This is a genomic window from Pseudomonas sp. S3_A03 (genome assembly GCF_054668275.1).
The window spans coordinates 3,607,799-3,633,703 of sequence record NZ_CP162753.1 but is presented as its reverse complement, the minus strand read 5'-3'; the positions used below and the strand labels follow the sequence as shown (position 1 = coordinate 3,633,703).

Below are 25,905 nucleotides of genomic sequence, written 5' to 3'. Positions count from 1 at the left end.
TTTCACGTAAAAGCCTAATAATAGCCGCTATACCTGAAACGAGTGGGCTACCGATAATGGCGCGAAGTTATTTATTCAACTAACACCGTTCTCGGAGTTGTGCTCATGATTGAGGAAATTCAAGCGTTTCTGAAAGACTACTTTAATGTCTTACAAACCCAGGACTTGAAAAAGTTCGATCACGTATTCCATCGTGGCTGCGTGTTATACAGCGCGCAGAATTCAGTGGTGGTGGTTCGACCGTTCGAGGAATACCGGAGCATGGTTGAGGGGCGTGAATCGCCGCGGGCCGGCGGTTTTCCGCAACTTGATGAAGTGTTGATGATTGACGTGATGTCGCCGGAAATGGCCATGGTCAAAGTACGTTTGCGCTTGTTCAATAACCTGATGGTGGACTACTTGAACTTGATGAAAGTGGAGGGGCGCTGGATGATCTTTGCCAAACTCTTTCACAAGGCCGGTGAAGTAACGGCTTAATAAGCCAAGCGCCGCATACAAAAACGCCCCAAACAGTCGGGGCGTTTTTTGTATGGAAAAACTCAGCGGTTGCGGGTCAGCAGCGCTGGTTTTTCACCACGAGGACGGCCTGGCAACTGATCCAGTTGCTCGGGTGTCGGGAAGCGGTCGGCTTTCGACTCCTTGTGGATGATTTTGGGGGCTGGGCCGCCGCGCGGGTTCTGCACCGCTGGCTCGGACGAACGAGGCTGGTCGTCACGGGCCGGACGGCGGTTGTTGCTGCGCGAATCTTCGCGACGAGCCTGGCCGTCACGCGGTGCGCCGTTACGCGGGCCGCTGCGTTTGGCAGGTGGCGTACCGGTGGTGCCGCCGCTGCTGTTGCGTGGGCCGTTCTGACGAGCGCCCTGAGGCTGGCCGCTGCGTGGTGCCGCGGCGCCTGCGCCCTGTGCCGGGGCACCTGGGCGACGACCACGGCCCTGGGCCGGTTTGGCCTGGGGCACGTAGTCAACGCGGTTACCGAAGTTATCCACGTCGTCGTCGAGGAACTCGTCCGGCGCGCGGTCGGCGGCTGCGCGTGGCGGCTGGCTCGGCTGGCGCTGTTCGCGTGCCGGGGTGCCTTCGCGTGGTTTCTGCTCACGGGCTGGGCGTTCGCCACGGCCGTTGGTTGGCGCTTTGTCTTTGCCGCCCTTGTCTTTGCCCTTGTCGCGACGACCACCGCCACCACCGCCGCCGTTCGGGCCATCGCCCTTCGGACCGCGTGGGTTGCGTGGGTTACGCACATCGGGACGTTCGCGTACTTCAGGCTTCTCGGCCTCTACCGCGCTGGCATCGAAGCCCATCAGGTCGCCGTCGGCGATTTTCTGCTTGGTCATGCGCTCGATGCTTTTGAGCAGTTTTTCTTCGTCCGGGGCTACCAGGGAGATGGCTTCACCCGAACGACCGGCACGGCCGGTACGGCCGATACGGTGCACATAGTCTTCATCGACGTTCGGCAGCTCGAAGTTGACCACGTGCGGCAGCTGGTCGATATCCAGGCCGCGGGCGGCGATGTCGGTGGCCACCAGGATACGCACGGAACCGGCCTTGAAGTCGGCGAGGGCTTTGGTGCGTGCGTTCTGGCTCTTGTTGCCGTGGATGGCGACGGCGGTGAGGCCGTGTTTGTCCAGGTATTCGGCCAGGCGGTTGGCGCCGTGCTTGGTGCGGGTGAACACCAATACCTGCTCCCACGCGCCATGGGTAATCAGGTGGGCCAGCAACGAGCGCTTGTGGCTGGCGGCCAGGCGGAAGACGCGTTGTTCGATACGCTCGACCGTGGTGTTCGGCGGCGTGACTTCGATGCGTTCCGGGTTGTGCAGCAGCTTGCCGGCCAGGGCGGTGATGTCCTGGGAGAACGTTGCCGAGAACAGCAGGTTCTGACGTTTGGCCGGCAGGCGGGCGAGGACCTTTTTCACGTCATGGACAAAGCCCATGTCGAGCATGCGGTCGGCTTCGTCCAGCACGAGGATTTCCACGTGGGACAAATCGACGCTGCCTTGGCCGCACAGGTCGAGCAAACGACCGGGGCACGCTACCAGCACGTCAACACCACGGGACATGGCCTGAACCTGCGGGTTCATGCCGACGCCGCCGAAGATGCAGGCGCTGACGAACTTCAAGTCGCGGGCGTACAGCTTGAAGCTGTCATGCACCTGGGCGGCCAGTTCGCGGGTTGGGGTCAGGACCAGTACGCGCGGTTGGCGCGGGCCGTGACGCTGGGATTTGTCCGGGTGACCGTTGGGGAACAACCGCTCCAGGATCGGGAGGGCGAAACCGCCGGTTTTACCAGTACCTGTCTGAGCCGCAACCATGAGGTCGCGACCTTGCAACACGGCGGGAATGGCCCGCTGTTGCACCGGAGTAGGCTCGGTATAGCCCGCTGCCTCGATGGCGCGGACTAAAGCCTCGGAGAGACCGAGGGAAGCAAAGGACATGAGTAATCCTGTTTTAGTTAGGGCTTGGCCCAAAGGGATAATCTTGCCGGGCGTGAATGGCGCTTAGGGGAGCGCAACCCCGTCCGGTCCTGCTGCGCCTGGCGGGCACTCCACCGGCTCGCGCGGGCTGAAAGCTGCGCTGTAGCGGGGTTGGGTGCCTTTTTCAAGACCTCAGCGGCCGGGCGTGAGCCTGGCGGAAAGGCCGGAGTATAACAGAGCAATCACTGTGCGCTGCTTTCCTGCTGCTCAACGGTGTGTCCTGAGGCCGTAATATCGGGGATTGCGCCATATTTTTCACTCAAGATGGCGTAGGCCGGTTCCTGTTTAAAGCGTTTGAGTTCGGCGGCGAAGCGTTGCGCCAGCAGGTCCATGCCCGCGCCACGGCGCACGGCGAGGTATTGCTGCTGGCGGCTGATAACGATCGGCGCCTGGCTGACCATACCCTCCAGGCCCATGGCCTTGATCACATGCTGGCCGACCCGCCGGTCGGTAATGACCAGGTCAATGCGCCCCAGCAGCAATTTGCCGAAGTTCGCCTCGTGACTGGGTGCCGGTTCACGCTTGAACAATGTGGAATCGCTGAAAGGCGCGCCATACAGGTAGCCCGGCGAGGTGCCCACCGACAGGCCTTGCAAGTCGTCGAGGCGGCGGGCCAGGTGAGGGCGCGCGTTGGCATAGAACAGCACAAACTCGACCTCTGACAGCGGTTCGCTGGGGTACAGCAACAAGGCGTCGCGGTCGTGGCTGTGGAAAATATCCAGCGCGCCGTCGGCCTGGCCTTGCTCAAGCATGGCCAGGCAACGCTTCCAGGGAAGGAATTGCCATTGCACCTCTACGCCCAGGCGCTGGAACACGATCACCGTGGCTTCATAGTCCAGCCCATGCATGACGCCCTGCTCGTCATACACATACGGCGCCCAGGGCTCGGTGACAATGCGCAATTTCTCGCCATAAGCGGCCAGGCTCAGGCAAGTGAAAAGGGCAGCGGTCAATAACTTCAGGATGACGGGCATGCCTGAGGTTACGACGCCGCTGCGCTAAAGAGAAGCTCTGGCGCACGCCTGTGCGGGCGAGGGCGCGCAAATAAAAAGGCCCTCGTATTGACGAGGGCCCGGGTACCGCAGGGCAAGCCTCAGCGGGGCAGCTTGAGGTTGTTCCAGATAGCAAGGCTCGGCTCAGCCTGGTTCAGGGTATAAAAGTGCAACCCTGGCGCGCCGCCTTGCAGCAGGCGCTCGCACATTTCGCTGATGACCTGTTCGCCGAATGCCTGGATGCTCTTGACGTCGTCGCCGTAGGCTTCCAGTTGCTTGCGTACCCAGCGTGGGATTTCGGCGCCGCAGGCATCGGAAAAACGTGCCAGCTTGCTGTAGTTGGTGATTGGCATGATGCCCGGCACGATCGGGATATTCACACCCAGTGCCCGCACACGCTCGACGAAATAGAAGTAACTGTCGGCGTTGAAGAAGTACTGCGTGATCGCACTGTCGGCGCCGGCGTTGGCCTTGCGCACGAAATTCTTCAGGTCTTCTTCGAAGTTACGCGCCTGGGGATGCATCTCCGGATAGGCTGCTACTTCGATATGAAAGTGGTCGCCGCTTTCTTCGCGGATGAAGCTCACCAGGTCATTGGCGTAGCGCAACTCGCCGCTGGCCATGCCCATGCCGGACGGCAGGTCGCCACGCAGGGCGACGATGCGCTTGATGCCGGCTGCCTTGTATTGAGTCAGCAGGCCGCGCAGGTCGGCCTTGCTGTCGCCCACGCAGGATAAATGCGGAGCGGCGGGAACTTTGACTTCGCTTTCCAACTGCAACACGGTATTGATCGTGCGGTCACGGGTCGAACCGCCGGCGCCGTAGGTGCAGGAAAAGAAGTCGGGTTGGTAGCTGGCCAACTGCTTGGCAGTCGCCATCAGTTTTTCATGCCCAGCATCGGTCTTGGTCGGGAAGAACTCGAAGCTGTAGCGACGGTCTTGGGACATGGTCGTATCCTTGGAAACTCAAAAAACCGGAAAGTGTTCACCGTCAATGTGGGAGCGGGCTTGCTCGCGAAGGGTCGTGTCAGTCGACATAAATTATCAACTGACACTCCGCCTTCGCGAGCAAGCCCGCTCCCATACAAGCTCGCTCCGACAGGGAGAGAGCGGGCTACTTAGTAACGGTAAGCATGCGGCTTGAACGGGCCTTCAACCGTCACGCCGATGTAGTCGGCCTGGGTCTTGGTCAGTTGAGTCACCACGCCGCCGAAGCCGCGGACCATCTCCAGGGCCACTTCTTCGTCGAGTTTCTTCGGCAGGACTTCCACGGTCAGGCGCTCGGCTTTCTGGGCCGGCGACAGGTCGGCGTATTTCTGGCCGAACAGGAAGATCTGGGCCAGTACCTGGTTGGCGAACGAGCCATCCATGATGCGGCTTGGGTGGCCGGTGGCGTTGCCCAGGTTAACCAGACGGCCTTCAGCCAGCAGGATCAGGTAGTCGTCGTTCTGTGGGTCGAAAGCGCCGGCACCGGTACGGTGAACCTTGTGTACCTGTGGCTTCACTTCTTCCCATGCCCAGTTCTTGCGCATGAAAGCGGTGTCGATTTCGTTGTCAAAGTGACCGATGTTGCAGACAACGGCGCGCTTTTTCAGGGCCTTGAGCATGTTCGCGTCGCAAACATTCACGTTGCCGGTGGTGGTCACGATCAGATCGATCTTGCCCAGCAGAGCCTTGTCGATGCTCGCTTCGGTGCCGTCGTTGATACCGTCGATGAACGGCGAAACCACTTCGAAACCGTCCATGCAGGCCTGCATGGCGCAGATCGGGTCGACTTCGGAGACTTTAACGATCATGCCTTCCTGACGCAGGGACTGGGACGAACCCTTGCCCACGTCACCGTAGCCGATCACCAGGGCTTGCTTGCCCGACAGCAGGTGGTCGGTGCCGCGCTTGATGGCGTCGTTCAGGCTGTGACGGCAGCCGTACTTGTTGTCGTTCTTGCTCTTGGTCACCGAGTCGTTGACGTTGATGGCCGGGATTTTCAGCTCGCCCTTGGCCAGCATGTCCAACAGGCGGTGCACGCCGGTGGTGGTTTCTTCGGTCACGCCGTGGACGCGGTCGAGGATGGCTGGGTACTTCTTGTGCAGCAGCTCGGTCAGGTCGCCGCCGTCGTCGAGGATCATGTTGGCATCCCAAGGCGCGCCATCCTTGAGGATGGTTTGCTCCAGGCACCACTCGTACTCTTCTTCGGTCTCGCCTTTCCAGGCGAATACCGGGATACCGGCGGCAGCGATAGCGGCAGCGGCCTGGTCTTGAGTGGAGAAGATATTGCACGACGACCAACGCACTTCGGCACCCAGGGCAACCAGGGTTTCGATCAGCACGGCAGTCTGGATGGTCATGTGGATGCAGCCGAGAATCTTCGCGCCCTTGAGCGGTTGCTCTGCGGCGTACTTGCGACGCAGGCCCATCAGGGCAGGCATTTCGGATTCGGCGATAAAGGTTTCGCGACGGCCCCAGGCAGCGAGGGACATGTCGGCGACTTTGTAGTCGGTGAAATCTGCAGGCGTGATTACAGCGCTCATAGAGAGCCTCCATTCGTAGTGTGCGAATGGGCGCCGTTGTGCGTTTAGTATCCAGCTGGACGACCAGGCCGGACAACGCCCCATCCGAGCCTGACAGGCCAAGCCTGCTGCAGCGCCCCTCGGACAGGTGGCGGGAGAACGGTATCAATTGAAGATGACCGTTTTGAAGCGGTGGCGATTATAGCTGTGTGCGCCGGACTTCCCAAGCCTTTCTGTCGGCGGCATGAAGATCGCTCATGGGCTTGATAGGCAATGGCTCATAGAGCTTGGGCCTGGGCTCTGCCATGATGTTGCCCATCATTTCGCAAGACGCTTTGGAGTGACCATGAACTTCCACACCCGCAAATGGGTAAAACCTGAAGACCTCAACCCCAACGGCACCCTGTTCGGTGGCAGCCTGCTGCGCTGGATCGACGAAGAAGCGGCGATCTACGCCATTGTCCAGTTGGGCAACCAACGTGTGGTGACCAAGTACATCTCCGAAATCAACTTCGTCAGCGCCTCGCGCCAGGGCGACATCATCGAGTTGGGCATCACCGCCACCGAATTTGGTCGCACCTCCATCACGCTTACCTGTGAAGTGCGCAACAAGATCACCCGCAAAAGCATCCTGACGGTTGAGAAAATGGTCTTCGTCAACCTCGGCGAAGACGGTTTGCCGGCACCTCATGGGCGTACCGAAATCAAGTACGTCAAAGACCAGTTTCAGGAATAACCCCATCGCGCGTTGATTGTTTGCCGAATCATTGCGCATGGAAATTACCTGGCCACTGAACAGCCATCGCTGGGGCGTGTCGTAGCTACAGGCACCCCTTGGATTCTGGACCTCATGGCCACACACGAAGACGGCAACACCCCCAACCTGTCGCAGGAAGAGCAGCAGGACGTGGACAAGAACCAGCCGCCTCGGGCAGCGGTGCTGCATGAAATCATCCGTACCCAGGGCGACCAGGAGCTTGAGCGCAATGTCGCCGCCCTATGGTGGTCGGCATTGGCGGCGGGTCTTACCATGGGCCTGTCGTTGATGGCCATGGGGCTGCTCAACTCACGCCTGCCGGACGCGGAAGGCTTCAAGGTCATCGCCAGCTTTGGCTATTGCGCGGGCTTTTTGGCGGTGATCCTGGCGCGTCAGCAACTGTTTACCGAAAACACCCTCACCGCCGTGCTGCCCGTGATGAGCAAACCCACGCTGGCCAACTTCGGGCGCCTGTTGCGGCTATGGACGGTGGTCTTGGTGGGCAACCTGTGCGGCACACTGTTGGTCGCTTACGTGATGCTGCACCTGCCGATCTTCGATACCAAGACCGACCTGGCCTTCCTCGAGATCGGGCGCAAGGTCATGGAAAACCATCCTGGCCAGATGTTCGCCAAAGGCATCGTCTCCGGTTGGATGATCGCGACCATGGTGTGGATGATCCCGTCGATGGAAAGCGCCAAGATGTGGATCATCATTCTGATCACTTACCTGATGGCCTTGGGCGACTTCACCCATATCGTGGTGGGTTCAGCGGAAGTGTCCTACCTGGTGTTTGCCGGCGAACTGCCGTGGAAGGATTTCTGGCTGGTGTTTGCCGGCCCGACACTGGCGGGCAATATCATCGGCGGCAGCTTTATCTTTGCCCTGATCAGCCACGCGCAGATCCGCAGCGAAGGCAGCCTGCCGGGCAAGAAGGCTGCAGACCCGAGGCATCCGCAGCAGATTGACAAGAATCAGTGAACGTCAGGCGTGGCCTGGGGCGGTCCGGTTGTGCGCTTGACCCCCATGCGCGCGATCGAACCTTTCGGCGCGCCACGGCTCCTAGCGGGTAGGTGCGATGTCTGATGTTTAGTGCTAGAACTCTAATTGCTGCATAAAACTACATAAGGAATGAGTGATGACGGTTGCTTTCTGGTGTGTGTTGATCGCCATTTTTCTGCCTTACCTGTGTACAGGTGTGGCCAAGTTCAGTGACGGCAAATTCGGCGCGCGTGATAACCACGACCCTCGGGCTTTTCTGGACAACCTCGAAGGGGTTGCCAAACGTGCCCACAGCGCACAGCTCAACAGCTTTGAAGTGACGCCGGCGTTTGCGGCGGCGGTGATTATCGCCCACCTGGCCGGCACCGCCGAACTGGTGACCATCAACGTGTTGGCCGTGCTGTTTATCACCAGCCGCCTGCTGTACATCATTTGCTACCTGGCCGACTGGGCGATATTGCGTTCGCTGGTGTGGACGGTGGGCATGGCCTTGATTGCGAGTTTCTTCTTTGTCTCGATCTAAGGTCTGATGCAGGCCCAGTGTGGGAGCCCGCTCACCACACTGGGCCTGCTTCACATTTTGGCTTTCAGTGTCTGTTAGCTCCCGACAGGTGCATCCGGCACCTGCGGCAGCGCCGCGCCTTTAGGCCACAACATCCAGATTTGCCCCTGCTGCTTCATGTTCCCCGCCAGTTCACCCGCGGCTTCGCCGGTGCCCCAGAACAAATCCGCGCGTACTTCGCCGGTGATTGCACCGCCGGTATCTTGCGCGGCGACAGGGCGTGCCAGTGGCGTGCCGTCGGGCTTGGTAGTCGACAGCCACAACAGGCTGCCCAGCGGAATCACCTTGCGGTCCACCGCCACGCTGTAGCCGGCGGTGAGTGGCACGTTCAGCGAACCGCGCGGGCCTTCGTTGCTGTCAGGGCGAGCGCTGAAGAATACGTAGCTGGGGTTGCTGGCCAGCAACTGCGTAATTCGCTCCGGATGCGCCGTGGCCCAGGCGCTGATCGCGCCCATGGTCACGTCTTCTTTCTTCAGCTCGCCTTGTTCCACCAGCCAGCGGCCGATAGGACGATACGGGTAGCCGTTCTGGTCGCCATACCCGACGCGCAGTTGACGCCCACCCTTGAGCTGAATGCGGCCGGAACCCTGGATCTGCAGGAACTGCAGGTCCATCGGGTTGGTCAGCCAGGCGATCGGTTTGGCGGTGGAGCCTTGGCCGTTGATGGCGCCGGCGTCGTCATAAGGTTTGAGTACACGGCCCTCCAGGCGGCCACGCAGGCGTTTACCCTTGAGTTCGGGGTAGATGCTTTCCAGGTTGACGATGATCAGGTCGTCCGGCACGCCGTACACCGGCACATTTGCTGTGGCGGTCTTGGTCAGGCTGCCGGGATAGACCGGTTCGTAGTAGCCGGTGATCAAGCCGTTCGGGGTATCGTCGGCCGAGCGCAGGCCGAACACATCCAGGCGCTCCTTGAGAAAACCCCGCACGGCTGGCGCATTGCCCGGCACCGTGGCCGCCGCCGCGCAGGTCGCGCCCCATACAGGGTCGGCCTTGAGGCGCTGGCAGGCACTGCGCCAGGATTCAAAACCCGCTAGCAGGTCGCTGTCGGACACCGCCGGCAGGGCCTCCCATGCCGCGCTCACATAGGTGGCGACGGCGTGGGGTTTGGCGGGTTCAACAGAGGGGGTTTGTTTACCGCTATCCTTGCCCGCGTCGCAGCCGGCCAGCAGTGCGATCATCGGCAGAGCCCACGCCAGGCGGCGGCTCCAGGGGTTCAACGAGAGGTTCATGCAAGCGATTCCTGAAGTGGTTGCCCGCGCCGTAGCGCCGAGGGGCAACCCTTATTATTAATAGGGCTATTGGTGTTTACGGACGGGGCGGGGATACTGGCCACCGTTTCCCGTGACCCTGAGCCACCATGACTTGTAAAAAAATGACGGTTGTACTGCTGGCCTGCCTGGCATTGTCTGCCTGTGGCGGCGTTGATCCGAATTCGCCGCTGGGCCAGCGCAAGGCGATCTTCAAGCAAATGCTCAAGACCGCTGAAGACCTGGGCGGCATGCTGCGCGGGCGCATCCCGTTCGATGGCGCGAAATTCGCCGAAGGCGCGGTCAAGCTTGACGCGCTGTCCCATGAACCGTGGCAGCACTTCCCGAGCGTACGAGAAGAAGATCACACCAGCGCCAAGGACGACGTGTGGCAAAAACAGGCGCAGTTCCAGCAACTGGCCCGCGACCTGGAAGCGGCCACCGGTGAATTGGTGATCGCCAGCCAAGTTCAGCCCTACAAGGCCAGTAACCTTTCGCCTGCCATACAGAAAGTCGAAGATGCGTGCAGCGCTTGCCATAAACAATTTCGAGACCATTGACCGGGTTTACTGGTCGAGTTCTTCCACGGCGTCCTGCAGTGCTTTGCGGGACTCGGCGAGTTTGTCTTTGCGTTTGTTGATCTTGTCGGCATCGCCCTTTTTCATCGCCTTGTCGAGGTCGGCCTGGCGGCGGCTGACTTCATGCTTGGCGTCGAGCACCTTGTTTTCCCGCTCCTTTTTCAAGGAGGCGTCGGTGCAGTGGGCGGTGACTTCGCTCAGGGCTGTTTCCAGGCCTGCCTGTTGTTCGCTGTTGCCGTGAGCCTTGGCTTGTTCGATCTGGGTGGTGATGGCTTGGCGCTTGGCGGCACAGCCAGTGAGTGGGGAAGCTTCCTCGGCTGCCAGCAGAGGGGTGGCCATAAAGCTTGCGACGGTCAGTAGGGCAAAGGGGCTAGACATTTCATGTGGGGCTCCGGGGTCGTAAATGGCAGGGTGAATTCTGCCGTGGTTTGAAGGTGGCTGGGTGCGGTCAAAACCCGTCTATTCCGGCCACGTGTAATGTTTCGGCCAGCGCCTGTACCTGCGGGTCGCGAAAAAAGCGCTCAGTTGCGCTGCGCGACCTGGGCCTATGCCATCGATAGCCAGCCAGGCCTGGGTGTCTCTGGCGGCCAGCGCCTGCCAGTCGCCCTTGAGGTTGTTGCGTGCCGCAGGCGGTACGCCCATAGCTTTGAGCCATTGTGCAAAGGGCCGTTGTCGCGCGCTAGCGAGGCTGTCGAGCAGCCGCGCGCGGCTTTGATCGCCGAAGCCGTCAATGTTAGCAAGCTCTGCCGCATCCAGGGTCAACCAATCGAGAAAGCCTGCGATTAGACCCGCCTGGATCAAAGCGTTCCACGTTTCGCGGCCCAAGTAGGGCAAGGCCAGGCCCTGGTTGCCACTCAGCCAGGTGAGGCGCGCCAGCAACTGGTCTTCGCAGCCGGGGTCCAGTTGCCAGCAACTCAAGGCATGGAAGTCGCGAGGGTCGGGTACTGCAAGGTCGAGCCGGGTGGCATTGCGCAAAATTACCTGGTCCAGGCGAGGGATCACCTGCCCCGCGAGGCTGATGGACACCTGGTCGCCGGGGCGTATATCCAGCGCCTGCCAGCGTTTCAAAGAGCCGGCGCTGACCCGGCTGATCTGCCGGTCATCCAGCCGTACCGGCTCCAATTCCAGAATGGGTGTAATGCGCCCGGTTCGACCGATCTTGAACCGCACCTTGCGCACCAGGGCCAAGGCTTTGGAGGCCGGGTACTTCCAGGCTACAGCCCAGTAAGGCGCACTGGCCCGCCAGCGCTCGGCGGGCGCGCGCGATGCCTGGTGCAACACAACCCCGTCGCTGGCGAAAGGCAGTGGGTGGTTGTACCAATAAGTACGCCAGTGCGCGGCTTCGGTGATGTTCTGCACGGGGCGGCTGTAACGCTGACTGTCGGTGAAACCCCAGCGTGCCAGCGTGGCCAGACGCTCGCTGAACGCCGTAGGGCCTTCGGGCCAGGCCCAGACAAACAGGCCGATGCCGGCGGCGTCGGTATCGCTCAAATGTTTACGGTTCAGCAGCCCGGATACTTTGCTGCGAGCATTGCGCCCGCCCAGGGCCGATTGCACATGGTCGTTGAGGCGCCAATAGAGTTCGCCTTGCAGCACCAGGTCGATGGGTTCCGGCAGTTGCTGGACAATGCCCGGGATCTTGCGCGCGGAGGCGGACCAGTCTTGGCCGAGCACCCCATCGCCGCGACTGACCACCTGCTTCAAGCGGCCCTGGCGATACACCAGCGTCACCGCTACGCCGTCGACCTTGGGTTGAATCCATACGTCCTGGCGGGTGCCCAGCCAGGCGCCCGCCGCCTGTTCATTTGGCAGTTTTTCCAGGCCGGTATGCGCAATCGGGTGAGGCACGGTACCCCGTGAGCTGGCCAGCGGGTTGCCCGGCGCCGCGCTGGTCGGGGCGAAGCACTCGCGCCAATGGGCCAGGCGCTGGCGAGCCTGGTCGTAGAGTTCATCATGGACAGGCGATTGGCCGAGACGGTGATAACTGTCATCCCACAGGCGGATCTGTTCGGCCAGGGTGCTGACCTGTGTCCGGGCTTCGTCCGGGCAGGCTTCGGCCCAGACCCGGTAGGGTAACGCGATGAGTAAAAGGGCGATCAATAAGCGCATCGTGAGCATCCTTGCTCGGAAGGGGTGCCCAGCCTAAATGAACTCCTCAGGCATAAAAAAGCCCCGGCAGTGCGGGGCTTTTTGCGAGGTGTTTCTGCTTACTTGAACAGACCGCCCAGGGCTTTCACGGCATCCGGCTTATCAGCCTTGGCTTCCTGGGTTTGCTGCTTGGCGTCGGCCTTGGCCTGGGCTTCGGCGAGTTTGTCACAACCTTTGTTGATCTGGTCTTGCGCTGCTTTGAAGGCCTTCACTTTCAAGGTGTCTTTGCTGGCTTCGGCCGCATCGATCTTGGTTTGCAGGTCTGCGGATTGTTTCTGGCAGTCGCCGGAATTGCCGCCACCCAACTGGGAAGTCAGGGCGCCGCTCAGTGCGCTCAGGTCAGCGGCGTGGGCCGGCAGGGCGAACAGGCTGAGCAAAAGGGCGGCGGGGGCGAGCGTGGAGATGCGCATGAAAAACCTCAATGTTCGATTGCCTGCACGCTGATGAGTCCCGGGCGGGCGCAGCGCAATATCCAAATTAGGTTAAGGGGCCCGAGAGGGCGCGGATTCTAGTGGGCCATTATTTAGCCTGCAAGGTTTGGATCCAAAAAATGTGAACATCACCGCGAAACACCGGGCAATAAAAAGCCCCGCCGGGCGAACCCGGCGGGGCTTTGGGGTGCGGCGAGCGATTACAGGCCGGCTGCCGTGCGCAGGTCGTCGGCGCGGTCGGTTTTTTCCCAGGTGAAGGTGGTGAAGGTGTCGTCACCGACGGTTTTCTGCGCAGGGGTACGGCCGAAGTGGCCGTAGGCTGCGGTTTCCTGGTACATCGGGTGCAGCAGGTCGAGCATGGTGGTGATCGCATAAGGGCGCAGGTCGAAAACCTCGCGCACCAGTTTGACGATCTTGTCATCGCTGATCTTGCCGGTGCCGAAGGTATTCAGCGAGATCGATGTAGGCTGCGCTACGCCGATCGCGTAGGAAACCTGAATCTCGCAACGTTCGGCGAGGCCGGCCGCCACAATGTTCTTGGCCACGTAACGACCGGCATACGCTGCGGAACGGTCAACCTTGGACGGGTCTTTACCCGAGAACGCACCACCGCCGTGACGGGCCATGCCGCCGTAGCTGTCGACGATGATTTTGCGACCGGTCAGGCCGCAGTCACCCACTGGGCCACCGATGATGAACTGGCCGGTCGGGTTGATGTGGAACTGGGTGTCCTTGCTCAGCAGTTCGGCAGGCAGCACGTGCTTGACGATCAGCTCCATCACGCCTTCACGCAGGTCGGTGTAGGAAACGTCCGGGTTGTGTTGGGTCGAAAGAACCACAGCGTCGATACCGACGACTTTTCCGCCTTCATAACGGCAGGTTACCTGGGACTTGGCGTCCGGGCGCAGCCATGGCAGCAGGCCGGATTTACGCGCTTCGGCCTGACGCTGCACAAGCTGGTGCGAGAAGGTGATCGGCGCCGGCATCAGCACTTCGGTTTCGTTGCTGGCGTAGCCGAACATCAGGCCCTGGTCGCCGGCACCCTGGTCTTCCGGCTTGGCGCGGTCGACACCCTGGTTGATGTCCGGGGACTGCTTGCCGATGATGTTCATCACGCCGCAGGTCGCACCGTCGAAGCCGACGTCGGAGCTGTTGTAGCCGATGTCGGTGATCACGTCACGGACGATCTGCTCCAGATCAACCCAGGCCGTAGTGGTCACTTCACCCGCGATGATTGCTACACCGGTTTTCACCAGAGTCTCGCACGCCACCCGGGCGAACTTGTCTTGCGCAATGATGGCGTCCAGCACCGCATCAGAAATCTGGTCGGCGATTTTGTCCGGATGCCCTTCAGACACGGACTCGGAGGTGAAAAGGGAGTATTCGCTCATCTCGATGTTTTCCTGATATTACCGATGGTGAGTGTCGCCAGCCGGTCGCTGAAAGTGGCGGACCTGGATCTGGAAACCATTACGTAAGCCTATATAGAGGCTTTCCCCGGGAACGAGCCCCGCAGCGGTGGCCCAACGGGCCAGATCGTCCTGTTCAAATCCCAACCAGAGATCACCGCAGGCCTCCCTGGCCCAATTCTGGTTGTGGCTGCATAAATCCGTAACCAGCAGGCTACCGCCGGGGTGCAGCAACCCGGCCATTTGCTTGAGCGCCTCGGCAGGGGCGGCGAAATGGTGCAAGACCATGTTCAGCACCACGCAGTCGGCCTTGATCGTCGTGCTGTTGAGCGCGTCAGCCAACTGCAGGCTGACGTTGCCCAGTGCCTCGCGTTCGCACAGCTGGCGCGCCAGTTCGAGCATGGCCGGGCTGTTATCCAGCGCAGTGACCTGCTGGAAGCGGCGCGCCAGTTCCGGCAGAAAACCGCCATCCCCTGGGCCGACTTCCAAGGCAGTTGCCCCTTCACTGAAGCTCAGCTTGTCCAGCAGTGCCAGTACGCTGTCGCGGTATTGGGCAAGACCGGCAATCAGGTCTTGCTGGGCGCGAAATTTCTCGGCCACCCGTGCGAAAAAGTCTTGGCTCGCCGCTGCGCGCTGCCCATGGACCTGGCTGATGCGCGACTGTACGTCGCCGGGCAGGCTCAGGTTGTCGACTTCTTCAAGCAACGCGGCATGCAGCTTGCCGCCGAGCAAGTCGGTATGGGGCAGGGCGCGGCGGTAGAAAATTGCATTGCCCTCGCGGCGAGTGGCCACCAGGTCGGCCTGGGACAGCACCTTCAAATGGTGGCTCATGCCCGATTGGCCGATGGCGAAGATCTTCGCCAGTTCCAATACGCCGAAGGAGTCATTGGCCAGTGCGCGTAAAACGTTCAAGCGCAGCGGGTCTCCAGCGGCCTTGCACAGGGCTGCCAGTTCATCGCCGTCGTCTGGACGTAGTGAGGGCACGGGTAGGTTCATAAGGCCAGCAGTCTAGTGACGGGCGGGCATACCCGCAAGGTCAATATCAAAAAGTTTTGATATTGATCGATAAGTGGCGGTTATAAGCAGCCGCTATACCCTCTAGACGAACGGGTGTCCGGTTTCTGCAAGGGAATGCCGGGTAAACCGCAGGAAAAACACCCTCAAGTGACTATCTGTCATTGCCCGCAGGCGGTGGCTGAGGGAAAATGCCGGTCCTTTTTTCCGTTTCTTTATTCAAGCCCCCAGGAGATCAGCGATGCCCAGCCGTCGTGAGCGTGCCAACGCCATTCGTGCCCTCAGCATGGATGCCGTGCAAAAAGCCAACAGCGGCCATCCCGGTGCCCCGATGGGCATGGCGGATATCGCCGAGGTACTTTGGCGTGATTACCTGAAACACAACCCGAGCAATCCGTCGTTCGCCGACCGCGACCGCTTCGTGCTGTCCAACGGCCACGGTTCGATGCTGATCTACTCGCTGCTGCACCTGACCGGCTACGACGTCACCATCGACGACCTCAAGAGCTTCCGCCAGTTGCACAGCCGCACCCCGGGCCACCCGGAGTTCGGCTACACCCCAGGCGTCGAGACCACCACCGGTCCCCTGGGCCAAGGCCTGGCCAACGCGGTTGGCTTCGCGCTGGCGGAAAAAGTGCTGGGCGCGCAGTTCAACCGCCCTGGCCACGATATCGTCGACCACCACACCTACGTGTTCCTGGGTGATGGCTGCATGATGGAAGGCATCTCCCACGAAGTCGCCTCCCTGGCCGGTACCTTGGGCCTGGGCAAGCTGATCGCCTTCTACGATGACAACGGCATCTCCATTGATGGCGAAGTCGAAGGCTGGTTCACCGACGACACGCCAAAGCGTTTCGAAGCCTACAACTGGCAGGTGATCCGCAATGTCGACGGCCACGATCCGGAAGAGATCAAGACTGCCATCGACACCGCCCGCAAGAGCGCGCAGCCGACCCTGATCTGCTGCAAGACCACCATCGGTTTCGGTTCACCGAACAAGCAAGGCAAGGAAGACTGTCACGGCGCTCCACTGGGTGACGCGGAAATCGCCCTGACCCGCGAAGCGCTGAAGTGGAATCACGGCCCGTTCGAAATCCCGGCCGACATCTACGCCGAATGGGACGCCAAAGAAAAAGGCCTGGCCACCGAAGCCGAGTGGGACCAGCGTTTCGCGGCCTACTCCGCCGAATTCCCTGAGCTTGCCAACGAACTGGTCCGCCGCCTGGCGGGCGACCTGCCTGCCGACTTCTCGGAAAAAGCCTCGGCCTACATCGCCGAAGTCGCGGCCAAGGGCGAAACCATCGCCAGCCGTAAAGCCAGCCAGAACACCCTGAACGCTTTTGGCCCGCTGCTGCCTGAGTTCCTCGGCGGTTCGGCCGACCTGGCCGGTTCCAACCTGACCCTGTGGAAGGGCTGCAAAGGTGTCTCGGCCGAAGACGCCAGCGGCAATTACATGTACTACGGCGTGCGCGAGTTCGGCATGAGCGCCATCATGAACGGCGTGTCCCTGCACGGCGGCCTGGTGCCTTACGGCGCGACCTTCCTGATGTTCATGGAGTACGCACGTAACGCCGTACGCATGGCCGCGCTGATGAAGAAGCGTGTGATCCATGTGTACACCCACGACTCCATCGGCCTGGGCGAAGACGGCCCGACGCACCAGCCGGTCGAGCAACTGACCAGCCTGCGCACCACGCCGAACCTGGACTGCTGGCGCCCAGCCGACGCGGTGGAATCCGCCGTGGCCTGGAAGCACGCCATCGAGCGCAAGGACGGCCCGTCGGCGCTGATCTTCTCGCGTCAGAACCTGCAACATCAGGTGCGCACCGACGCGCAGATCGCTGACATCAGCCGCGGTGGCTACGTGCTCAAGGATTGCATCGGCGAGCCGGAGTTGATCCTGATCTCCACCGGTTCCGAAGTGGGCCTGACCGTTCAGGCTTACGACAAGCTGACCGCCCAGGGCCGCAACGTGCGTGTGGTGTCCATGCCGTGCACCAGCGTGTTCGAAGCCCAGGACGCCGACTACAAGCAATCGGTGCTGCCGTTGCAGGTCAGCGCGCGTATCGCCATCGAAGCGGCACATGCCGACTACTGGTACAAGTACGTGGGCCTGGAAGGCCGCGTCATCGGCATGACCACCTACGGTGAGTCGGCGCCGGCGCCGGCGTTGTTCGAAGAGTTCGGTTTCACCCTGGAAAACATCCTGGGCCAGGCTGAAGAACTGCTGGAAGACTAAGGCTGTAGATTGAGGTGGCTGTGCTGGCCTCTTCGCGAACAAGCCCGCTCCCACATTTGATCGGGTTCACACAGTTGCAATTGTGAACCCATTCAAGTGTGGGAGCGGGCTTGCTCGCGAAGGTGGTGGCACATTCACCCCTTCACCCAAGTTGATCGAGAACCCCATGCCCCAACCGCGTCCCTACAAAGTTGCACTCAACGGCTACGGCCGCATTGGTCGTTGCGTCTTGCGTGCTCTGTTCGAGCGAGGGGGCGCCGCCGGGTTTGAAATTGTTGCGATCAACGATTTGGCCGACATGGCCAGCATCGAATACCTGACACGCTTTGACTCCACCCACGGCCGCTTTCCCGGCGAAGTGCGGGTTGACGGCGATTGTCTGCATATCAACGGCAACTGCGTGAAAGTACTGCGCAGTGCCACCCCCGAGGGCATCGACTGGGCGGCGCTAGGCGTCGACCTGGTATTGGAATGCTCAGGTGCCTACAACACCCGTGCCGATGGCCAGCGTTTTCTCGACGCCGGAGCACCGCGTGTGTTGTTTTCCCAGCCGATGGCCAGCGAGGCGGATGTCGACGCCACCATCGTCTATGGCATTAACCAGGATTGCCTGACCGGCAGTGAGCTGCTGGTGTCCAACGCTTCCTGCACCACCAACTGCAGCGTGCCGCTGTTGCGCCTGCTGGATCAGTCGATTGGTATTGATTACGTGTCGATCACCACAATTCACTCGGCGATGAACGACCAGCCGGTGATCGACGCCTATCACCATGAAGACCTGCGCCGCACACGCTCGGCGTTCCAGTCGGTGATCCCGGTGTCCACCGGCCTGGCCCGTGGCATCGAACGTCTGCTGCCGGAACTTGCCGGGCGAATCCAGGCCAAAGCCGTACGGGTGCCGACGGTGAACGTCTCCTGCCTGGATATCACCTTGCAAACCGTCAGCGACACCGATGCCGTGGAGGTCAACCGGATCCTGCGCGACGCCGCTACCAGCGGCCCGCTCAAAGGCCTGCTGGCCTATACCGAGTTGCCCCACGCCAGTTGTGATTTCAACCATGACCCGCATTCGGCGATCGTCGATGCCAGCCAGACCCGCGTTTCCGGCCCGAGGCTGGTGAACATCCTGGCCTGGTTCGACAACGAATGGGGTTTTGCCAACCGAATGCTCGACGTTGCGGAACATTATCTGCATATCGCCTCTAAACAACCTCAACAGTAATTCAGGAACTGCGACCCATGACCGTGTTGAAGATGACCGACCTCGATCTGCAAGGTAAGCGCGTACTGATTCGCGAAGACCTCAACGTCCCCGTCAAGGACGGTGTAGTCACCAGCGATGCGCGAATCCTGGCCTCGCTGCCGACCATCAAGCTGGCCCTGGAAAAAGGCGCGGCCGTGATGGTCTGCTCCCACCTGGGTCGCCCGACCGAAGGTGAGTTCTCCGCCGAAAACAGCCTCAAGCCGGTGGCCGACTACCTCAGCCGTGCCCTGGGCCGCGACGTGCCGCTGGTGGCTGATTACCTGGGCGGCGTGGACGTGAAGGCCGGCGATATCGTGCTGTTCGAAAACGTGCGCTTCAACAAAGGCGAGAAAAAGAACAGTGACGAACTGGCCCAGCAATACGCGGCCCTGTGCGACGTATTCGTGATGGACGCTTTCGGTACCGCTCACCGTGCCGAAGGCTCGACCCACGGCGTGGCCAAGTTCGCCAAGGTTGCGGCAGCCGGCCCACTGCTGGCCGCTGAACTGGACGCACTGGGCAAAGCCCTGGGCGCACCGGCGCAACCGATGGCCGCCATCGTGGCCGGCTCCAAGGTGTCGACCAAGCTGGACGTGCTTAACAGCCTGAGCCAGATCTGCAACCAACTGATCGTCGGCGGCGGCATTGCCAATACGTTCCTGGCCGCAGCCGGTCACCCGGTGGGCAAGTCGCTGTACGAACCGGACCTGCTCGACACCGCCCGCGCCATCGCCGCCAAGGTCAGCGTGCCATTGCCGGTCGATGTGGTTGTTGCCAAGGAATTCGCTGAAAGCGCCGCCGCCACCGTCAAGCTGATCGCTGACGTAGCCGACGACGACATGATCCTGGACATCGGCCCGCAAACCGCGGCCAACTTCGCTGAACTGCTGAAAGCCTCCCAGACCATCCTGTGGAACGGCCCGGTCGGCGTATTCGAGTTCGACCAGTTCGGCAACGGCACCAAAGTGCTGGCCAAGGCGATTGCCGAAAGCTCGGCCTTCTCCATCGCCGGCGGTGGTGACACCCTGGCGGCCATCGACAAATATGGCGTGGCTGACCAGATCTCCTACATTTCTACCGGTGGCGGCGCGTTTCTAGAATTCGTCGAAGGCAAGGTCCTGCCTGCGGTGCAAATGCTGGAAACCCGAGCCAAAGGTTAAGGCACGTGATCAGGAAAAGGAGCATTCCCATGATCAAGTCGTTGGCACTGGTGATTGCAGCGGGCGTGTTGGCCGGCTGTGGCAGCACGCCAAGCGCGGCGCAGGAGGCGAGCAAGCCTGCGCCCGCACAGGATAAAAACTGCTATCAGGCTGACTGGCAAGCCGAGACCATGCCGGTGATCAACAAGCGCATCGGCAACGAACGGCTGGAGAAATACGACTCTGCGCCCAACGGTCAGGAACAGGGTTGCCCTTGACGGGTCTGATCAACTAACCGACAGCAGTGGCGGCCTTTGGGCCGTCGTTCGAGGATTGGCAATGAAAGGCGTTTTCGCCCTGGCGGCACTGGCCCTACTGGCTGGTTGCAGCAGCATGAACATGTTCAATAAGGCAGAACCTGCCGATAAGTGGACCACCTGGACCTGCGACAGCAAAGCCGAGGTCAACTGGCGTTTTGCTAACCAGGCCCGTTCCGAGGTGGATGTACGCCTCGGCGGTTCCGACCAGGTTTACCGTCTTAAACAGGACGTTGCCGCCTCGGGCGTGCTGTACAGCAACGACCAGTTGGCGTTTCACACAAAAGGTGAGGAAGGCCTGGTTTACTGGGTTGCCACCGACGATTTGATCGGGCGTGGCTGCAAGGCCCAATAAGATTTCAAATTTGATGAAATCCAAATGTGGGAGGGGCTTGCCCCTTCCTACATTAAATCCGGTTCCAAAGTGGCATAGGTGGTGGGCCGGACACTGCAATAACGATTCAGCGGGCCAGGCATGCAAAACCTGACCGGCAATAACTTGAATAGCAGCCGCCGCTACGGCAGGCTTGCACGATTAACGACCCTCGACCGGGAGAGACAACACAATGGCACTTATCAGCATGCGTCAAATGCTGGACCACGCAGCCGAGTTCGGCTACGGCGTCCCAGCCTTTAACGTCAACAACCTTGAGCAGATGCGCGCCATCATGGAAGCCGCTGACAAGACCGACTCCCCAGTGATCGTCCAGGCTTCGGCCGGTGCGCGCAAATACGCCGGTGCCCCGTTCCTGCGTCACCTGATCCTCGCCGCGATTGAAGAATTCCCGCACATCCCGGTGTGCATGCACCAAGACCACGGCACCAGCCCTGACGTGTGCCAGCGCTCCATCCAACTGGGCTTCAGCTCGGTCATGATGGACGGCTCCCTCGGCGAAGACGGCAAGACCCCCACCGACTACGAATACAACGTACGCGTGACCCAACAAACCGTAGCCATGGCTCACGCCTGCGGCGTTTCGGTTGAAGGCGAGCTGGGTTGCCTGGGCTCCCTGGAAACCGGCATGGCCGGCGAAGAAGACGGCATCGGCGCCGAAGGTGTGCTGGATCACAGCCAAATGCTGACCGACCCGGAAGAAGCTGCGGACTTCGTCAAGAAAACCCAGGTCGACGCCCTGGCCATCGCCATCGGCACCAGCCACGGCGCCTACAAGTTCACCAAGCCGCCCACCGGCGACGTACTGGCCATCGACCGCATCAAGGAAATCCACAAACGCATCCCCAACACCCACCTGGTGATGCACGGCTCTTCATCGGTACCGCAAGAGTGGCTGGCGATCATCAACCAGTACGGCGGCGACATCAAAGAAACCTACGGCGTACCGGTTGAAGAAATCGTCGAAGGCATCAAGCATGGCGTGCGTAAGGTCAACATCGACACCGACCTGCGTTTGGCCTCCACCGGTGCCATGCGTCGCCTGATGGCCACCAACCCGAGCGAATTCGACCCACGTAAATTCTTCGGTGCTACCGTGACCGCGATGCGTGATGTGTGTATCGCACGCTATGAAGCGTTTGGTACTGCCGGCAATGCCTCGAAGATCAAGCCGATCTCGCTGGAAGCGATGTACCAGCGTTATTTGAAAGGTGAGTTGAACGCTAAGGTGAACTGAGCCTCAGGTGTTTAAAAAGAAGCCCGCAGCGATGCGGGCTTCTTTTTTGTGGCCGGATTTTGATCAGCTTGGCGGTGAAGTATCGAACCCTCGCTGTTCAACCACCCGAAACACATCACTCACATCCTGCACCAGAATGCGCGCGGTATTGGCCACGTTATTCAAGTCGCACTCTGCAAAGTCCGGCAGGCTGGAGCAGGCCATCAGGTTGAGGTGTTCGAGGGCGGCGTTGAGGCGTTCGCGCAGGCAGGCGTGGAGGTCGAGCAATGGGGCGTCGCTGTCGATGAGGAGCACTGGGTAATCGGTGGCGGTTTCGGTGCAGGGCGTGAAGCGGCGGGGTGGGAGTTGTTGAACCATGGCAAATATTCCTCGTATCTAAAAGGACTACCGCCGTTCGCTGCGAAACGAATGGGTGGTAGCTGTGTGCGGGTTCGCAGACCGAGGATACGAGGAACCCGGCAGACCCGAAGGTCTCCCACACACAGCCACCATAAAACAGACGTCGGGCGCAGATGCACTCGTCATTGTATTCATGATGCTTGGTTACACACGTATCGTTAGGGCTGCGAAACCCTATCGCCATTCAATGCCGGCGACGGGGCAAACTATAAGCGTCGACTTGGCATGCCGCAACGGTCGTGTAGGACGAGCGCAGCGTCTTCAGGCAAAGTAGATCAACTGTGGGAACCGCGCTTGTCCGCGATGGCTCCCACAGGGGTTGAATGGTGTGTTTAAGACGTCGGCGTTATTTGCGAATCGTCCTTGGGACTACCGGGACAATTCACGCAAGATCAATACCCAACCGCACAAACGTCACCTGTTTTAATCGCCAAAAACTATAGTCCACTGTTAGTTCTCACAGTTGTTTATGGCGATAGGCGCGCGATGCTAAGGCGGTAAAGCATCACTGACGGGAGCGATAGTGCATGAGCACTCGCAAACCGGTCGCTCCAATGTGGCCACCACCGGGTCGGTTTCCCCCGCCACGCGAGCCCGAGCTAATGCCGATAACGCCCAAAGCCTCAGCGCCGGTTCCTCGCGCGCCTGCAAAGCCACGCTCAAAGGGATAGGCGCTGGGTTCTCTGGTTGCATTGAGTTCCGTTTACAGGGGACGGCGTTTATTCGTGATCAATATCCAACTTTTCAAATACCACCTTCGCGCCTTCCTTGCTGTCCCCACTGTTGTCCTGCACATACGCGCCCGCCTTGAAGTACAGCGGTTTGTCGCCCCACGCCGCGCCGATGCGCTCGTTCCATTCGCTGTCGGCGGCGTACACGCTGAGCAGCCCGGCTTTGTTGAGGTTGATTACATAGGTGAAGCTTTTCTCCAGTGGCACATTGGAGGCGACGATGATCACGCGACTGGTGTCTTCATCCGGGCGCATGCGCACTTTGGCGACGATATTGCCGGTCTGAGTCTTTTCCTTGAACTGGTATTCGAGCTTGATCAGTGGCCTTTGGCTGTCGTAGGCGTGGATCTGCCCGATGACGATCTTGCCGCTGGAGGGCACTTGGTTGACCGCCAGGGTGGCGCGCAGGAAGTTGTCGGCTTCGGGGTAGGTCCAGTTGCGCAGACGCCCGTCAGCGTAGGTTTCGCGCAATTCGCTGCGCGGGTAGATGGCGTTTTCGGTGCGGGTGCCGGTGACGGGGGTCCAGAATTGCACGTTGCTGCCTTCGGCCTGGAAGTACTGGTCGTTGAAGCCGCTGAGCAGTTTCGGTGTTTCGATAGTCGCGGGGGGCGAGCCGACCGGAATGCTCAGGTTCCAAGTGGAGAGGTCGATCATGGTGTTGGCCTTATACAGGGGGTGAAGGCTTTGGCCCGAGGGCCTTACAGGTTCTTTATAGGCGGTGGTCAACCAGTTGTTAAACATTTACTGGCAATTTATTGGCGCCAAGGGAATGCCAAAAAGCCATGTTTCCCATGAATCGTGGCTTGTAGAGGGTGACCGTTAGTCGGCTGACTGAACTTTGGCGCAATGATGGCATCCACGTCACTTCTGATTTTCAGGATCCAGGGCTAGAGTGAGGCCTTGATGTTTGTCCGGGTTTTCTGTCAGAAGTGACCGGAGTAGACCTAAGGAAGAGTCCCAGCATGGAATGCGCTCCACATCACGGCGATGGCAGTTCGGTTCTTCTGGTGGTCGATGACTACCCGGAAAACCTGATCAGCATGCGCGCACTCTTGCAATGTGATGACTGGCAGGTGGTCACCGCAGCGTCCGGCGTGGAAGCCCTAGAGTTGTTGTTGTCCCACGAAGTCGACCTGGTATTGCTGGATGTGATGATGCCCGGCATGGACGGCTTCGAAGTCGCCCGCTTGATGCGCGGCAGCCAGCGAACGCGCATGACGCCGATCATCTTTTTGAGTGCCAACGCCCAGTCACCCGCGGCGGTGCTGGAAGGCTATGCCAGCGGCGCCATTGATTACCTGTTCAAGCCCTTCGACCCGCATATCCTCAAGCCCAAGGTCCAGGCTTTGCTGGAGCATCAGCGTAATCGCCGGGCGTTGCAGCGCCTGAGCCATGACCTGGAATCCGCCCGCGCCTTCAATGCCTCGGTATTGGACAACGCCGCCGAAGGCATCCTGGTCGTCAGTGAGGAGGGCGTGATTGCGTACGCCAACCCGGCGATTTCGCGCCTGCTCAATGCCACGATCCACGAGTTGCAAGGCCAGGAGTTCCTGAGCTTCCTGCAAAAGCCACACGTGCCGGTCTGGTCGGACTCGCAAATGCACGCCGGTTACTGCAAGGGCGAAACCTGGCGCCTGCATGATGCGATCCTGCGTACCGGGCGCGGTCAGCAAGTGTCGGTGGCCTTGTCCTGCGCGCCGTTACCCGCGGAGCAGAAGGCCATGGTGGTGACGGTGTTGGACATGTCTGAAGTGCGCCATTTGCACCAGCAGTTGGAGTTCCAGGCCGTGACCGACCCGCTGACCGGGTTGCTGAACCGGCGTGGTTTCTACCAGGCGGTAGAAAATACCCTGTTGCGCGTCGAGCGGGCCGAGCAGTCCCTGGTGTTGTTGTACCTGGACCTGGATGGCTTCAAGCGGGTCAACGACTCCCTGGGCCATGATGCCGGCGACCGTGTACTGCGTTGGGTTTCCGAGCAACTGCAGGGGTGTCTGCGTTCCTACGACATTATTGGCCGCATGGGGGGGGATGAATTTACCGCGTTGCTGGAGTTGGAGTTCCCGGAGCAGGCCGCGAAAATTTCGGAAAAGTTGATCGAACGGGTGTCCGTGTGCCATCAGGTCGACGGTTTGGATGTGATGCTCGGCGTGAGCATTGGCATCGCAACCTACCCCGATTGCGGCGCGGATTTGAACGGCCTGTTGCGTGCCGCCGACATCGCCATGTACGAAGCCAAGCGTGCGGGGCGTCAGCAATATCGCTATTACGATCAGGAAATGAACGGCCGCGCCCGCTCCCGCCTGATGCTTGAAGACAGCGTGCGCACGGCCATTCAAAACAAGGATTTCGTCCTGGTCTACCAGCCCCAGGTTTCCCTGGCGGACGGGCGTTTGCGCGGGGTTGAGGCGCTGTTGCGGTGGCAGCACCCCAGTGTCGGCGATGTGCCGCCGGGGTTGTTCTTGCCGTTGCTGGAAGAAGCGCGGCTGATCAGCCAATTAAGCGCATGGATCTACCAACAGGCCGCTGCCCAGCGTCAGGCGTGGCAAGCCACCTTCGACGATGACCTGGTGTTGAGCGTGAGCCTGAGCAGCAACCAGTTCAATATGCCCAACCTGGTGACGCAACTGCAGCAGGTGCTGGAGCGACATGGGTTACAGGGGCGTCAGTTGGAGGTGCAAATCAGCGAAGACAGCTTGATGAGCAACCTGGAAGCATCTGCCAAGCAGCTCAAGTTGCTGCGCCAAATCGGCGTGCGCATCGCCCTGGATGACTTCGGTTCGGGCAGCTGTTCCCTGGCCCACCTGCGCGACCTGGCGTTCGACACCCTCAAGCTCGACCCGCAATTGGTCGCGCGCCTGCCCGGCTCGGCCCGCGACGCGGCGATGGCGCGCAGCATTATCGAGCTGTGCGCGCATTTTGAGGTGCTGGTGGTGGCCGAGGGCGTGGAAACCCAGGAGCAAGCCAACTGGCTCAAGGCCCAGGGTTGCCCGTTTGTCCAGGGGGCATGGGCGGCGCCACCGCTGATGGCCTCGGAAGTAGCCGACTGGGCGCGCGCCCGCCTGCGTTGAATTCGCTACACTGACGGCCATTCG

At 60.6% G+C, this 25,905-nt stretch carries 23 protein-coding genes, 1 pseudogene and 1 riboswitch; of the genes and pseudogenes, 12 read left to right on the top strand and 12 right to left on the bottom strand.

Annotated elements, in window-relative coordinates:
• The first annotated feature begins 105 nt into the window (after positions 1-105).
• The gene (locus tag AB4O25_RS16570; RefSeq protein WP_017531005.1) at positions 106-477 is read left to right on the top strand and encodes a nuclear transport factor 2 family protein; all 372 of its coding nucleotides are present in this window, start codon (positions 106-108) and stop codon (positions 475-477) included.
• Between the two features lie 62 nt (positions 478-539).
• Here AB4O25_RS16570 and AB4O25_RS16565 read toward each other — a convergent pair whose 3' ends face one another.
• The 4 genes from AB4O25_RS16565 to ahcY all read right to left on the bottom strand — a co-directional run bounded on the left by AB4O25_RS16565 (position 540) and on the right by ahcY (position 5,984).
• Positions 540-2,426, bottom strand: coding sequence for a DEAD/DEAH box helicase (locus AB4O25_RS16565; RefSeq protein ID WP_017531006.1), 1,887 nt, complete (start codon positions 2,424-2,426; stop codon positions 540-542).
• A gap of 221 nt (positions 2,427-2,647) precedes the next feature.
• On the bottom strand, positions 2,648-3,439 hold the full coding sequence (locus AB4O25_RS16560) for a substrate-binding periplasmic protein (protein ID WP_017531007.1): 792 nt from the start codon (positions 3,437-3,439) through the stop codon (positions 2,648-2,650).
• A gap of 119 nt (positions 3,440-3,558) precedes the next feature.
• Complete coding sequence (gene metF, locus AB4O25_RS16555; protein WP_017531008.1) at positions 3,559-4,404, bottom strand: methylenetetrahydrofolate reductase [NAD(P)H]; 846 nt, start codon at positions 4,402-4,404, stop codon at positions 3,559-3,561.
• 170 nt (positions 4,405-4,574) lie between these two features.
• The gene (gene ahcY, locus AB4O25_RS16550) at positions 4,575-5,984 is read right to left on the bottom strand and encodes an adenosylhomocysteinase (RefSeq protein WP_017531009.1); all 1,410 of its coding nucleotides are present in this window, start codon (positions 5,982-5,984) and stop codon (positions 4,575-4,577) included.
• 21 nt (positions 5,985-6,005) lie between these two features.
• Positions 6,006-6,111: riboswitch (S-adenosyl-L-homocysteine riboswitch) on the bottom strand.
• Positions 6,112-6,309: 198 nt separating this feature from the next.
• Here ahcY and AB4O25_RS16545 point away from each other — a divergent pair.
• From AB4O25_RS16545 to AB4O25_RS16535, 3 genes are all read left to right on the top strand, one after another.
• Entirely contained in the window at positions 6,310-6,699 is a 390-nt protein-coding gene (locus AB4O25_RS16545; RefSeq protein WP_017531011.1) for an acyl-CoA thioesterase, read from the top strand.
• A 114-nt stretch (positions 6,700-6,813) separates the two neighbouring features.
• Positions 6,814-7,701: a formate/nitrite transporter family protein gene (locus AB4O25_RS16540; protein WP_017531012.1), complete on the top strand. Its 888-nt coding sequence runs from the start codon at positions 6,814-6,816 to the stop codon at positions 7,699-7,701.
• 157 nt (positions 7,702-7,858) lie between these two features.
• Positions 7,859-8,245 carry an MAPEG family protein gene (locus AB4O25_RS16535; RefSeq protein ID WP_116078186.1) on the top strand — a complete coding sequence of 129 codons (387 nt, stop codon included), beginning with the start codon at positions 7,859-7,861 and terminating at the stop codon, positions 8,243-8,245.
• A gap of 74 nt (positions 8,246-8,319) precedes the next feature.
• On the opposite strand, the gene mltA is transcribed toward AB4O25_RS16535, so the two are convergent.
• The gene (gene mltA / locus AB4O25_RS16530; protein ID WP_460149788.1) at positions 8,320-9,516 is read right to left on the bottom strand and encodes a murein transglycosylase A; all 1,197 of its coding nucleotides are present in this window, start codon (positions 9,514-9,516) and stop codon (positions 8,320-8,322) included.
• A 128-nt stretch (positions 9,517-9,644) separates the two neighbouring features.
• Here mltA and AB4O25_RS16525 point away from each other — a divergent pair, with 128 nt between their 5' ends.
• On the top strand, positions 9,645-10,094 hold the full coding sequence (locus tag AB4O25_RS16525) for a c-type cytochrome (protein ID WP_017531015.1): 450 nt from the start codon (positions 9,645-9,647) through the stop codon (positions 10,092-10,094).
• A gap of 6 nt (positions 10,095-10,100) precedes the next feature.
• On the opposite strand, the gene AB4O25_RS16520 is transcribed toward AB4O25_RS16525, so the two are convergent.
• The 5 genes and pseudogenes from AB4O25_RS16520 to AB4O25_RS16500 form a co-directional block, all read right to left on the bottom strand.
• Entirely contained in the window at positions 10,101-10,490 is a 390-nt protein-coding gene (locus AB4O25_RS16520) for a DUF1090 domain-containing protein (RefSeq protein ID WP_460149786.1), read from the bottom strand.
• Positions 10,491-10,560: 70 nt separating this feature from the next.
• Positions 10,561-12,221: pseudogene (gene ligB / locus AB4O25_RS16515) on the bottom strand (NAD-dependent DNA ligase LigB).
• A gap of 98 nt (positions 12,222-12,319) precedes the next feature.
• Positions 12,320-12,670, bottom strand: coding sequence for a hypothetical protein (locus tag AB4O25_RS16510; RefSeq protein WP_017531018.1), 351 nt, complete (start codon positions 12,668-12,670; stop codon positions 12,320-12,322).
• A gap of 221 nt (positions 12,671-12,891) precedes the next feature.
• Entirely contained in the window at positions 12,892-14,082 is a 1,191-nt protein-coding gene (gene metK, locus AB4O25_RS16505) for a methionine adenosyltransferase (protein WP_017531019.1), read from the bottom strand.
• 18 nt (positions 14,083-14,100) lie between these two features.
• Positions 14,101-15,096: an ArsR/SmtB family transcription factor gene (locus tag AB4O25_RS16500; protein WP_460149785.1), complete on the bottom strand. Its 996-nt coding sequence runs from the start codon at positions 15,094-15,096 to the stop codon at positions 14,101-14,103.
• Positions 15,097-15,355: 259 nt separating this feature from the next.
• Between AB4O25_RS16500 and tkt the strand changes: the two genes are divergently transcribed.
• From tkt to fba, 6 genes are all read left to right on the top strand, one after another.
• The gene (tkt, locus tag AB4O25_RS16495) at positions 15,356-17,353 is read left to right on the top strand and encodes a transketolase (RefSeq protein ID WP_017531021.1); all 1,998 of its coding nucleotides are present in this window, start codon (positions 15,356-15,358) and stop codon (positions 17,351-17,353) included.
• Between the two features lie 166 nt (positions 17,354-17,519).
• Positions 17,520-18,575, top strand: a complete 1,056-nt coding sequence (epd, locus tag AB4O25_RS16490; protein WP_017531022.1) for an erythrose-4-phosphate dehydrogenase — start codon at positions 17,520-17,522, stop codon at positions 18,573-18,575.
• A 17-nt stretch (positions 18,576-18,592) separates the two neighbouring features.
• Positions 18,593-19,756: a phosphoglycerate kinase gene (locus AB4O25_RS16485; RefSeq protein WP_017531023.1), complete on the top strand. Its 1,164-nt coding sequence runs from the start codon at positions 18,593-18,595 to the stop codon at positions 19,754-19,756.
• Positions 19,757-19,785: 29 nt separating this feature from the next.
• Complete coding sequence (locus AB4O25_RS16480) at positions 19,786-20,013, top strand: hypothetical protein (protein WP_065879338.1); 228 nt, start codon at positions 19,786-19,788, stop codon at positions 20,011-20,013.
• A 61-nt stretch (positions 20,014-20,074) separates the two neighbouring features.
• A complete protein-coding gene (locus AB4O25_RS16475) occupies positions 20,075-20,407 on the top strand; it encodes an MliC family protein (protein WP_017531025.1) in 333 nt (110 codons plus the stop codon).
• A 211-nt stretch (positions 20,408-20,618) separates the two neighbouring features.
• Positions 20,619-21,683 (top strand): class II fructose-bisphosphate aldolase, encoded by a 1,065-nt coding sequence (fba, locus tag AB4O25_RS16470; protein ID WP_003234513.1) that lies wholly within the window; start codon positions 20,619-20,621, stop codon positions 21,681-21,683.
• Between the two features lie 63 nt (positions 21,684-21,746).
• On the opposite strand, the gene AB4O25_RS16465 is transcribed toward fba, so the two are convergent.
• Together AB4O25_RS16465 and AB4O25_RS16460 are read right to left on the bottom strand one after the other, a co-directional pair.
• Entirely contained in the window at positions 21,747-22,040 is a 294-nt protein-coding gene (locus tag AB4O25_RS16465; protein WP_065879340.1) for a fructose-bisphosphate aldolase, read from the bottom strand.
• Between the two features lie 761 nt (positions 22,041-22,801).
• Positions 22,802-23,467, bottom strand: a complete 666-nt coding sequence (locus tag AB4O25_RS16460) for a polysaccharide lyase family 7 protein (RefSeq protein ID WP_065879395.1) — start codon at positions 23,465-23,467, stop codon at positions 22,802-22,804.
• A gap of 308 nt (positions 23,468-23,775) precedes the next feature.
• On the opposite strand from AB4O25_RS16460, the gene AB4O25_RS16455 reads away from it, so the two are divergent.
• Entirely contained in the window at positions 23,776-25,881 is a 2,106-nt protein-coding gene (locus AB4O25_RS16455) for a putative bifunctional diguanylate cyclase/phosphodiesterase (RefSeq protein ID WP_116078195.1), read from the top strand.
• The last annotated feature ends 24 nt before the right edge of the window (positions 25,882-25,905 follow it).

Bases quoted from the DNA above. Each gene is read 5' to 3' on its own strand.
- AB4O25_RS16570 (WP_017531005.1), top strand. From the start codon at position 106: ATGATTGAGGAAATTCAAGCGTTTCTGAAAGACTACTTTAATGTCTTA.
- AB4O25_RS16565 (WP_017531006.1), bottom strand. From the start codon at position 2,426: ATGTCCTTTGCTTCCCTCGGTCTCTCCGAGGCTTTAGTCCGCGCCATC.
- AB4O25_RS16560 (WP_017531007.1), bottom strand. From the start codon at position 3,439: ATGCCCGTCATCCTGAAGTTATTGACCGCTGCCCTTTTCACTTGCCTG.
- metF (WP_017531008.1), bottom strand. From the start codon at position 4,404: ATGTCCCAAGACCGTCGCTACAGCTTCGAGTTCTTCCCGACCAAGACC.
- ahcY (WP_017531009.1), bottom strand. From the start codon at position 5,984: ATGAGCGCTGTAATCACGCCTGCAGATTTCACCGACTACAAAGTCGCC.
- AB4O25_RS16545 (WP_017531011.1), top strand. From the start codon at position 6,310: ATGAACTTCCACACCCGCAAATGGGTAAAACCTGAAGACCTCAACCCC.
- AB4O25_RS16540 (WP_017531012.1), top strand. From the start codon at position 6,814: ATGGCCACACACGAAGACGGCAACACCCCCAACCTGTCGCAGGAAGAG.
- AB4O25_RS16535 (WP_116078186.1), top strand. From the start codon at position 7,859: ATGACGGTTGCTTTCTGGTGTGTGTTGATCGCCATTTTTCTGCCTTAC.
- mltA (WP_460149788.1), bottom strand. From the start codon at position 9,516: ATGAACCTCTCGTTGAACCCCTGGAGCCGCCGCCTGGCGTGGGCTCTG.
- AB4O25_RS16525 (WP_017531015.1), top strand. From the start codon at position 9,645: ATGACTTGTAAAAAAATGACGGTTGTACTGCTGGCCTGCCTGGCATTG.
- AB4O25_RS16520 (WP_460149786.1), bottom strand. From the start codon at position 10,490: ATGTCTAGCCCCTTTGCCCTACTGACCGTCGCAAGCTTTATGGCCACC.
- AB4O25_RS16510 (WP_017531018.1), bottom strand. From the start codon at position 12,670: ATGCGCATCTCCACGCTCGCCCCCGCCGCCCTTTTGCTCAGCCTGTTC.
- metK (WP_017531019.1), bottom strand. From the start codon at position 14,082: ATGAGCGAATACTCCCTTTTCACCTCCGAGTCCGTGTCTGAAGGGCAT.
- AB4O25_RS16500 (WP_460149785.1), bottom strand. From the start codon at position 15,096: ATGAACCTACCCGTGCCCTCACTACGTCCAGACGACGGCGATGAACTG.
- tkt (WP_017531021.1), top strand. From the start codon at position 15,356: ATGCCCAGCCGTCGTGAGCGTGCCAACGCCATTCGTGCCCTCAGCATG.
- epd (WP_017531022.1), top strand. From the start codon at position 17,520: ATGCCCCAACCGCGTCCCTACAAAGTTGCACTCAACGGCTACGGCCGC.
- AB4O25_RS16485 (WP_017531023.1), top strand. From the start codon at position 18,593: ATGACCGTGTTGAAGATGACCGACCTCGATCTGCAAGGTAAGCGCGTA.
- AB4O25_RS16480 (WP_065879338.1), top strand. From the start codon at position 19,786: ATGATCAAGTCGTTGGCACTGGTGATTGCAGCGGGCGTGTTGGCCGGC.
- AB4O25_RS16475 (WP_017531025.1), top strand. From the start codon at position 20,075: ATGAAAGGCGTTTTCGCCCTGGCGGCACTGGCCCTACTGGCTGGTTGC.
- fba (WP_003234513.1), top strand. From the start codon at position 20,619: ATGGCACTTATCAGCATGCGTCAAATGCTGGACCACGCAGCCGAGTTC.
- AB4O25_RS16465 (WP_065879340.1), bottom strand. From the start codon at position 22,040: ATGGTTCAACAACTCCCACCCCGCCGCTTCACGCCCTGCACCGAAACC.
- AB4O25_RS16460 (WP_065879395.1), bottom strand. From the start codon at position 23,467: ATGATCGACCTCTCCACTTGGAACCTGAGCATTCCGGTCGGCTCGCCC.
- AB4O25_RS16455 (WP_116078195.1), top strand. From the start codon at position 23,776: ATGGAATGCGCTCCACATCACGGCGATGGCAGTTCGGTTCTTCTGGTG.